Origin of the sequence: Streptomyces sp. FH025 (genome assembly GCF_017427025.1) — a bacterium.
Lineage (GTDB): Bacteria > Actinomycetota > Actinomycetes > Streptomycetales > Streptomycetaceae > Kitasatospora.
On record NZ_JAFLNG010001039.1, the window covers coordinates 1 to 1857 of the forward strand.

Annotated in this window: 2 protein-coding genes; one reads left to right on the forward strand and one right to left on the reverse strand. The window is 69.8% G+C overall.

Annotation, left to right across the window (positions count from 1 at the left end; genetic code table 11):
• Nucleotides 1-762, forward strand: a 762-nt coding sequence (locus tag J0670_RS37020; protein ID WP_207817167.1) for an NAD-dependent protein deacetylase, incomplete at its 5' end; no start/stop codon positions are given.
• Here J0670_RS37020 and J0670_RS37025 read toward each other — a convergent pair.
• Nucleotides 749-1579 (reverse strand): hypothetical protein, encoded by an 831-nt coding sequence (locus J0670_RS37025; protein WP_207817168.1) that lies wholly within the window; start codon nucleotides 1577-1579, stop codon nucleotides 749-751. The genes J0670_RS37020 and J0670_RS37025 overlap by 14 nt on opposite strands.
• Nucleotides 1580-1857 lie beyond the last annotated feature (278 nt).

A 1857-nucleotide genomic window follows, 5' to 3' on the forward strand; every position in this document is an offset into this window, starting at 1 on the left:
GCGGGGCTGTCGACGGAGTCGGGGATCCCGGACTACCGCGGGGAGACGGGCAGCCGGCGGCGGGGGACGCCGATGACGTACCAGGAGTTCACGGGGAGCGAGGCGGCCCGTCGGCGGTACTGGGCGCGCAGCCACGTCGGCTGGCGGACGATCGCGCGGGCCGAGCCCAATGCCGGGCACCGGGCGGTGGAGCGGTTGCGGCGGTCCGGGCACGTGTCGGCGGTGATCACGCAGAACGTGGACGGTCTGCACCGGGCGGCCGGGACGCGGGCGGCGGTGGAGTTGCACGGCGGGCTGCACCGGGTGGTGTGCCTGGCGTGCCGGCGGATCGGCTCGCGCGAGGAGTTGGACCGGCGGCTGGAGGAGCTGAACGCCGGGTTCCGGGACGGTCCGGCCCGGGTGAACCCGGACGGCGACGCCGAGTTGCCGCAGGAGCTGGTGGACGGCTTCCGGGTCGCCCCGTGTGCCGCGTGCGGGGGAGTGCTCAAGCCGGACGTCGTCTTCTTCGGCGAGGGCGTGCCCAAGCCCCGGGTCCAGCGCTGCTACCAACTGGTCGATGCCGCCCAGGCGTTGGTGGTGCTCGGCTCGTCGCTCACGGTCATGTCGGGACTGCGTTTCGTCCGGCACGCCGCCCGCGCGGGCACGCCTGTGGTGATCGTCAATCAGGGCGCGACCCGCGGGGACGACTTGGCAGAGGCCCGGATCGGTCTGCCGCTGGGCGCGGTGCTGACCGAGGCGGCGCGGCGGGTCAGGGCCTCGTAGCGAGGGTGAGCAGGGAGGCCTTGAGGGCGGCGACGAAGCGCTCACGGGTGGCCTCGTCGACCAGGTCGAGCGAGAGGTACGGGTTGAGGTCCTCCAGTTCGACGAGGAGGAGTTCACCCTCGGGGGTGCGGCAGGCGTCGACCCGCTGGATGCCGTGCTCGACGGTGTTCCAGGCGATGAAGCTGCGGGCGAACTCGATGTCGGCGGCGGTGGGTTCGTACGGTACGAGGCGCCAGCGCCGCTCGGGGTCGGGGGCGTGGAGGGCGTACTGGAAGGCGTCGTCGACGAAGTAGAACGAGACCTCGTAGGTGAAGCGGATCAGCGGCTGGACGAGGACGTCGTCGTACGTGACGGTGTCGAGCCGTTCGCGGGGGACGATCCGCAGTCCTATCGAGTCGGCGCCGAGCTTCGGCTTGACGACGTACTCGGGGACGGCGGGCAGGCGGGCGAGGTCCTCGGCCCGGTCGATGGTGGGGATGACGGGGTATCCGGCGGCGCTCAGTTCGAGCAGGTACTGCTTGCCGGCCATGTCGGCGCGCCCGGTCAGCTGGGTGAGGACGGGGGTGCCGCGTTCGAGCGCGCGGTCGCGGAAGGCCTCGTACTCGGCGCGGTAGTTGAGCACCGGGCCGCTGTTGCGGACGAGGACCACGTCGAAGGCGTCCATGAGCGAGGCGGCGTCGAGGGGGTGGCACAGGGCGACGTCGAAGTCCTCGCGCAGGCGGGCGGAGAGTCGGATGTCCTCGTCGCAGTAGCGGCGGCCCCGGGCCTGGTAGGCGAGGTCGGTGACGAGCAGGACGCGGGGTTTGGCGGCAGGCATGTTTCTCCTGAAGATCATATTTCCAGCTCAGCCTAGTCCCCGAACCCTGGGTGACGGCGAGCGCCCGTGCATCCCCGGGCGCTCGGCGCTGATCGCGCAGCGAAGGTGACTGCCCGTTATCCGTTCAAGGCGTTAATGAATATCTATTCAATTCGCGTTGGGTTTTCTTGGGCGAACACTTTACTCGTTCTTGGACTCGCACCCGGGCCGTTCTCAAGTAGGTTGGGAGTAGCCCATGCGAAGGGAGAGAATCATGGGATTCTTCGACCGATGGAATA

Coding starts and splice junctions, on each gene's coding strand:
- J0670_RS37025 (WP_207817168.1), bottom strand. CDS start 1,579: ATGCCTGCCGCCAAACCCCGCGTCCTGCTCGTCACCGACCTCGCCTAC.